Origin of the sequence: Nocardia sp. NPDC060259, from assembly GCF_042728775.1 — a bacterium.
In the GTDB taxonomy this organism is placed as follows: Bacteria; Actinomycetota; Actinomycetes; order Mycobacteriales; family Mycobacteriaceae; genus Nocardia.
In genome coordinates, this window is the sequence record NZ_JBHXAY010000180.1 from 1 (window position 1) to 7,011 (window position 7,011).

General features: G+C 69.2%; 9 protein-coding genes. 6 read left to right on the top strand and 3 right to left on the bottom strand.

Annotated features, from left to right (window positions below; genetic code table 11):
* Nucleotides 1-498, top strand: a 498-nt coding sequence (locus ACFWF2_RS33140) for an ESX secretion-associated protein EspG (protein WP_379311424.1), incomplete at its 5' end; no start/stop codon positions are given.
* Here the strand turns inward: ACFWF2_RS33140 and ACFWF2_RS33145 are convergent.
* From ACFWF2_RS33145 to ACFWF2_RS33155, 3 genes are read right to left on the bottom strand one after another with little or no spacing between them, the layout of a single operon-like run.
* Nucleotides 499-1,167 carry a histidine phosphatase family protein gene (locus ACFWF2_RS33145; protein ID WP_379311425.1) on the bottom strand — a complete coding sequence of 223 codons (669 nt, stop codon included), beginning with the start codon at nucleotides 1,165-1,167 and terminating at the stop codon, nucleotides 499-501.
* The gene (gene pheA, locus ACFWF2_RS33150) at nucleotides 1,164-2,078 is read right to left on the bottom strand and encodes a prephenate dehydratase (protein WP_379311426.1); all 915 of its coding nucleotides are present in this window, start codon (nucleotides 2,076-2,078) and stop codon (nucleotides 1,164-1,166) included. The genes ACFWF2_RS33145 and pheA overlap by 4 nt, the downstream gene beginning before the upstream one ends.
* A gap of 41 nt (nucleotides 2,079-2,119) precedes the next feature.
* Nucleotides 2,120-2,539, bottom strand: a complete 420-nt coding sequence (locus ACFWF2_RS33155) for a hypothetical protein (RefSeq protein WP_379311427.1) — start codon at nucleotides 2,537-2,539, stop codon at nucleotides 2,120-2,122.
* A gap of 112 nt (nucleotides 2,540-2,651) precedes the next feature.
* On the opposite strand from ACFWF2_RS33155, the gene ACFWF2_RS33160 reads away from it, so the two are divergent.
* The 5 genes from ACFWF2_RS33160 (at nucleotide 2,652) to ACFWF2_RS33180 (ending at nucleotide 6,973) form a co-directional block, all read left to right on the top strand.
* Nucleotides 2,652-3,413, top strand: a complete 762-nt coding sequence (locus ACFWF2_RS33160; RefSeq protein ID WP_379311428.1) for a DUF2470 domain-containing protein — start codon at nucleotides 2,652-2,654, stop codon at nucleotides 3,411-3,413.
* Between the two features lie 46 nt (nucleotides 3,414-3,459).
* Nucleotides 3,460-4,236: a CPBP family intramembrane glutamic endopeptidase gene (locus ACFWF2_RS33165; RefSeq protein ID WP_379311429.1), complete on the top strand. Its 777-nt coding sequence runs from the start codon at nucleotides 3,460-3,462 to the stop codon at nucleotides 4,234-4,236.
* A gap of 133 nt (nucleotides 4,237-4,369) precedes the next feature.
* Entirely contained in the window at nucleotides 4,370-5,791 is a 1,422-nt protein-coding gene (locus ACFWF2_RS33170) for an LCP family protein (protein WP_379311430.1), read from the top strand.
* 10 nt (nucleotides 5,792-5,801) lie between these two features.
* Entirely contained in the window at nucleotides 5,802-6,341 is a 540-nt protein-coding gene (locus ACFWF2_RS33175; protein ID WP_379311431.1) for a ferritin, read from the top strand.
* Between the two features lie 83 nt (nucleotides 6,342-6,424).
* Entirely contained in the window at nucleotides 6,425-6,973 is a 549-nt protein-coding gene (locus tag ACFWF2_RS33180) for a ferritin (RefSeq protein WP_379311432.1), read from the top strand.
* Nucleotides 6,974-7,011: the final 38 nt, after the last annotated feature.

The following is a 7,011-nucleotide window of genomic DNA, read 5'->3' on the forward strand; positions in this document are numbered from 1 at the left end:
GTCGTCGCCCTGCGCGGGCCGGAGTCCTACGTCATCGACGACGCGGGCCTCGACCTGCCCGGCGCGGTACTGCAGGCGCTCGGGCAGTCCGCAGCGCTCGAGCTGTACGGGATGAACGCTCCCACCGAGGAACTCGCGCCGATCTTCGGTGACACCGGTGACGTCGCGGCCACCACGGAGCGGCTGAGCAAGATCGGCAAACCGGCCGGCGACGCGCCAGCGCTCGCCTCGGCGCTGGTGGAAATCCACTCCTACGCCGAGATCGTCGGCGTCGCCTACGGTGACGGCACCCGCGAGATCCAGGACAACCACATCGCCGTGTTCAACACGCGCGCGGGCAGATTCATCATCACCGCCAGCGTCGCCGACGACGGCGTGAAGTGGTCGTCCATCGCCTCCGGCACGACCGCGCGCCTGCGGACCGCGGTCGCCGATCTCATCGAATCACTGCCGATCCGTACCGAATTCCCGGCCGCGAAGGCCGACAACCTGGGGTGATCACCCCATCGGGTCGTCGGCCGTCGGCTCGGCCTTGACCGTGAACGGCGGCGTGAACCTGCCCCAGCGCAGGCATTCCCAGCCGCCGTCCTCGGTGGGGAGCAGTTCGATCGTCTCGGTGTTGTCGAGGTGGTTGTTCGTCGTGAACGGCGGCGCCACCCCGGCCAGCGTCTTGGCGACCAGCCGCATGGCGGCGCCGTGGTTCACGACCACCACGTCACCGTCGGCGTCGTCGGTCAGGAACTCCGTGCGCAGCCCTTCGAGTACCGGCACGATCCGGTCGAGCACCTCGTGACCGGATTCGCCGCCGGGCGCCCTGGTCTCGAGTTCACCGAGGTGCCAGCCGCGGTAGATCTGCTGGAAGAAGTCGTGCGCCTCCTGGTCCGAGCGCCCGTGCAGGTCGCCGACCTGCACCTCGAACAGGCCGTCGAGAACATGGGCGGGTGAGCCGGTGGCCGCCTCGATGTAGCTCGCCGTCTGCCGGGCACGCAGCGCCTCCGACGACACCAGCACCTGCGGCGCGCGCGCCAGGCTCGCGCCGAACGCTTTCGCCTGCGCCACACCACGTTCGGTCAGCGGGAGACCGGGCACCTGGGTATCGAGGATCTTCGCGACGTTGCCCTCGGTCTCGCCGTGGCGCACCAGCACCAGCTTCGCGCGTGTAGTCATAGGTCAGCGACCCCCTTTCGCAATTGCGTCAACCATTCTGCGGCAGGTTCGTCCGACGGGGGCGGCGTACCGACCGCCGAGTACGCGGGCCACGATCCGAGGAACCGGACCCGCGCCGTGCGATGCAATGCCTTCAACGTCTCCGCGACCGCCGGATCGTCGAGGTGCCCGACGCAGTCCAGGTAGAAGCGGTAGGTACCCATCGCGGTCCGGGTCGGCCGCGACTCGATTCTGGTCAGATCGACGCCGCGGGTGGCGAATTCGGCGAAGGCGCGCATCAGCGAGCCGGGCTCGTTCGGCAGTTCGAGCACGATCGAGGTGCGATCGGCGCCGGTCGCGTGCGGCGCTACGCCCGGCCGCGTCACCAGGACGAACCGGGTGATCGCCTGATCGTGGTCGGCCACTCCGGCGGCCAGCGTCGCCAGTCCGAGCCGTTCGCCGGCCAGTGCGGTCGACACGGCGGCGTCGGCGGTTCCCGCGGCCACGTCTTCGGCGGCCGCCGCGTTGGAGGCCGACGTGAACGGCCGCGCGTCCGGCATGTGCCGCGCCACCCACTGCCTGACCTGCGCGGCCGCCACCGGGTAGGCCGCCAGCGTGCGCACCTGGTCGAGCGTGATGCCGTGGCGCGCGACGATCGTGAAAGCCACCTCGAGCTCGGTCTCGGCGACGATCTGCAGCCGCGGCCCGATGGCCAGCGAATCCAGCGTCGCGGGAATCGATCCTTCGACGGAACTCTCGATCGGCACCACCGCGCCGTCGACATCGCCGGACCGGATCAGATCGAGTGCCGCACCCTGACTCGGCGCGGCTATTCGCTCGACCGGACCGTCGAAGGCCCCCGAGTTCTCGAACTTCGCCAGAGCCATCTCGGTGAACGTCCCGGACGGCCCGAAATACGCAATACGCGGCACACAGAAAGATTAGCTGGATCGTTGTCCGAAGTCGGCCCGGCTCAGGAATCCAGTACGCGGAGAGCATCCACGATCGCCTGCTCATCGTCGGTTTCGACGGCGAGCAGAACCGTACGGGTTGCTTCGATGGCCGGTGGCTTGAGCGAAGTCAGGAATTCGACATCGGGATTCGCGAGGGCGGTCGGGATGTCCTCGCCGCACAGGGCGGCGACCGTACCGGCGACGATGGCGACGGCACGGGAGCCGTCGGCGGTACGGGCGACGAAGCCGTGGTCGGCGTGGGCGATGCGGACCAGGAACGCCACCAGCTCGGCATCGGGGATGTCGACGTCGACGATCTCGGCGGTGCCGGGTGCGCTGCCCCGCGGCCGGACCAGACCGGCCACCAGGCTGCGGCGGGCGGGCGTCGACAGGGTGACCAGGACGGGTTCGGCGGGAGTCGCGTGGTCGTCGTGCGTCATCAGACCACCGTAGATGCGGGATTCCCGGCAATTGTGCGGGGTGTCCCTCTTGCGCGAATGACCGCGGTAACTTAGCTTAGGTTTACCTAAACAACAGTTCGCGGAGGTTGTCATGTCGAGCCCAACCACGATCCTCGCGCCGACGACCGCCGAGCGCGTTCGCAGCGCGTGCGCGCACGCGGAGACGGCGATGCTCGCGCTGCCCGGCATCGATCCGGTGCCGACCTCGCTGCATCACCTGCGCCGGTGCGGCGACGCGGTGATCGCGGTGCCCGCGAGCTCCCTCGCGGCGGCGCTGGCCGCGACGGCGAACGAGACCTCCGCGGTACTCGAACTCACCGATCACGCGCCGCTGCCGCTGCGCGAGCCGGTCCGGGCGCTGGTGTGGTTGCGCGGCTGGGTGCGGCAGGTGCCCGAGCAGGCGCAGCGCGCGCTCGCGATCGAGATCGCCAAGGAGTTCCCGCATCCGGGGCTGCTCGATGTCGGGCACGGGGTCACCCTGCTGCGCGTTGTGGTGAATTCGGCGGTGCTGGCCGACACCTCCGGCGCCGAATCGGTCGACCACGCCGACCTGCGCGCCGCCTCGCCCGACCCGTTCTGCGAACTCGAGAGCGCCTGGCTGCAGCACATGGCCGAGGACCACGCCGACATCGTCGCCCAGCTGGCCCGGCACCTGCCGACCCGGCTGCGCGGCGGGATGGTGCATCCGCTGGCCATCGACCGCTACGGCCTGACCCTGCGCGTCGAGAGCACCGAGGGCGACCACGACGTGCGACTGCCCTTCGCCACGCCCGCCGACGACGTCCAATCGCTGAGCAAAGCGGTGCGCGTCCTGGCCGGCTGCCCCTACCTGAACGGCCTGCGCCGCATCTGAACCCGCTCACGGGCCCGCGCACCGCGGGCTGCCTACACTGCGCGACATGCGCGTCGATCCTCCGGACACCCAGCTGAGCGAGCGGGAACGGTTCGGTCTCCGAGTGGAGATCGCCATCGTCTTGCTGGTGACCTTCGGGCTGAGCGGGATCAGTGCCGGTCTGGCGCTGCTGGATTCGGCGCTCTCGCCCGGTGGCATCGGCGGGCGCACGGTGGCGCTCAACGCCTCCCGGTCCGACAACTCGTTGCTCGACCTGCTGTTCCAGCTCGTGAGCGTCACCCGGCTGCTGGCCTGGGCCGCGCTGGGCCTGTACCTGTTGTGGCGCAGCGGAATCGGGCCGCGGCTGATCGGCCTGGCCAGGATCGGGCGCGCCGATGTGGTGCCGGGTCTGGTGCTGGCCGCGGTGATCGGCCTGCCCGGGCTCGGGCTGTATCTGCTCGCGCACGCGCTGGGATTCAGCGTCACCATCGTGCCGAGTTCGCTGTCGGAGCACTGGTGGCGGCTGCCGGTGCTGATCCTGGCGGCCTGTGCGAACTCGGTGGCCGAGGAAGTGCTGGTGGTCGGCTATCTGATCACCCGGCTGCGTCAGCTCGGCTGGTCGGACAACCGCTCGCTGGTCGCGTCGGCACTGCTGCGCGGCAGCTACCACCTGTACCAGGGGATCGGCGGCGGCCTCGGCAACATCGTGATGGGCCTGCTCTTCGGCCGGTACTGGCAGCGCACGAACCGGCTGTGGCCGCTGATCCTGGCGCACGCGACCATCGACGCGGTCGCCTACCTCGGCTACACCGTGCTGCGCGGTCGTGTCGGTTGGCTACCGTGAGCGGCGTGTCACGGCGAGTCCGGCCACATCCCCGCGTTTCGCGCTAACACGGGCGCCCGAGCGGGGTATCCCAGTAGTGACCGAGCGCGCACAACCGACCCGCGCACCCGACGATCAGTAGAGTGCCCCAGTGATGAACGGCGACGATCCCCGCGATGACCCGCGTAGGCGCCGGGTGCCGCCGCAGGCAGGCCACCCCGGTGGTCCTCCGCTGCCGCCGCCTGGGCGCGGCAACGGTCCACGTCAGGGCCGTCCGCAGCCCGGCAACGAGCCGACAGTCCGCCGCGGCAACCCCCAGCCAGGCCGCATGCCACCGCCCGGCGATGGTCCGACGGTCCGCTACAACCCCGCGCCGCGCCGCGAGCCCCCCGCCTCGCACATCGAGCCGACCCAGGTCCTGCACCGTGACGGCCGCGGGGAGCCGCTGGCCTACTCGCAGATGCCGACCGAGCAGCCGCGCAGGCACGCGCCGACGCAGCGCCCGGTTCCGCATCGCGAGCCGGTCCGGCACGCGCCGACCCAGCGCCCGGTCCCCCATCACGACGGCGTCCCGCCCCGGCGTACCCCGCCTCCGCCCGAGGTGGGCAGGCAGGCCAGGCCGCCGCGGCGGCCGCGCAGGCGTCATCCGTTCCGGTGGCTGATGCTGATCGTGGTGGCGCTGATCGTGGGGCTGATCGCCGCGGTCATCCACCTCGACAACTCGCTCACCCGGATCCCCGCGCTCACCTCCTACAGCGACCGGATCGGCGATACGCCGGGCACGAACTGGCTGCTGGTCGGTTCCGACGGTCGCGGTGACCTGTCGACCGAGCAGGAGCAGGAACTGGCGACCGGCGGCGACACCGGTCCCGAACGCACCGACACGATCATGCTGGTGCACATCCCGTCGTCCGGGCCGACCACGATGGTCAGCCTGCCGCGCGACTCCTACGTCAGCATTCCCGGCCACGGCAAGGACAAGCTCAACGCGTCGTTCGCCCTCGGCGGCGCGCCGCTGCTGGTGCAGACCGTCGAGATCGCGACCGGCCTGCGGATCGACCACTACGCCCAGATCGGCTTCGGTGGTTTCGCCGGCGTCGTCGACGCGCTCGGCGGGATCGAGATGTGCCTGGACGAGCCGATCGTCGACCCGCTGGCCGGGCTGGACCTGCCCGCGGGCTGTCAGAAGCTGACCGGCCCGGAAGCGCTCGGTTTCGTGCGGACAAGGGCCACCCCGCTCGCCGACGTCGACCGGATGAACCATCAGCGGCTGTTCATGTCGGCGCTGCTGAAGAAGGCGACGAGCATGGGCACGCTGGCCAACCCGTTCGCGCTGTGGCCGATGGCCACCGGCGTGGCCGGTTCGCTGAAAGTCGATGACGGCGACCACATCTGGAACCTGGCCGCCCTCGGCTGGGCGATGCGCGGCGACACCGTCACCACCAGCGTGCCGATCGGCGGCTTCGACGACACCGACGTGGGCAACGTGCTGCTGTGGGACAAGTCGAAGGCGCCCGGCTTCTTCGAGGCGCTGGCCAACGACCAACAGATTCCCGAGGACCTGCTGACGCGGTAACGTCGTCTGTATGGCCGAGGACCGTTCGTTCATCGAGCTGCTGCGGGACCAGATCCGGCACGGGCTGACCGCCGCGCAACAGTATCTGGCCGCCGCCGTGTACTTCGACACGCAGCGACTACCCGAGCTGGCCGCGCAGACCTACGCCCGGTCCGCGCAGAGCCGCGGCCATGCGATGCGGATGGTCCAGTATCTGCTCGACCGCGACATCCCGGTGACGATCGGGGGCCTCGACGAGGTGCGCTCCGAGTTCGATTCGCCGCGCGCCGCGATCGCCTTCCTGCTCGACAGCGAGCGGGCGGCCACCGCGCAGATCAGCGGACTCGCCGCGGCGGCGCGGACCGCCCAGGATTATCTCGGCGAACAATTCGTGCAGTGGTTCCTCAAAGAGCAGGTGGCCGACGTCGCGGAGATGGGCACACTGCTCACCGTGCTGGACCGCCAGCAAAATCTCTTCGACGTGGAGGAATTCATTCGGCGCGAGCTGACGGGCAAGGTCCCGGTGGACAACACAGCGCCGAAAATGGCTGGGGCAGGGCAGGTTCAGTAAGGGAATACTTGGTTAGGAAATACTTCCCTCAATAAGGTTGCACTTGGATGACAACCCTTGTGACCAGCGCTAATGTTGCCGACATGTCGAGTCATTCGGAAAACCCGCGCAGCAAATTCCACAGCCTGCTTCAAGACCAGATCCGACATGAGTTCAATGCCGAACACCAGTACATCGCCATTGCGGTGTGGTTCGACAATGCCGATCTGCCGCAGCTGGCCAAGCGGTTCTACGCACAGTCCGTGGAAGAACGTAACCACGCGATGATGATCGTTCAGTACTTCCTCGACCGCGATATCAGCATCGACATCGCGGGCATCGATGCGGCCAAGTCGCATTTCGAGGACGCCCGCGAGCCGATCGCGCTGGCACTGTCCCAGGAGAAGACGGTCACCGACCAGATCATCCAACTGGCCAGCACCGCCCGCGAGGAAGGCGACTACCTCGGCGAGCAGTTCATGCAGTGGTTCCTCAAGGAGCAGGTCGAGGAAGTCGCGCGCATGAACACGCTGCTCAACATCGCCGACCGGGCCGGATCGAACCTGTTCGACCTGGAGAACTTCATCGCGCGGGAGATGTCGACGCCGTCCGACGCGTCCGGTGCCCCGTCCGCCGCCGGCGGCCACCTCTGAGATGTTCGCCCGGATTCGGCTCGCGCACAGCGCGAGCC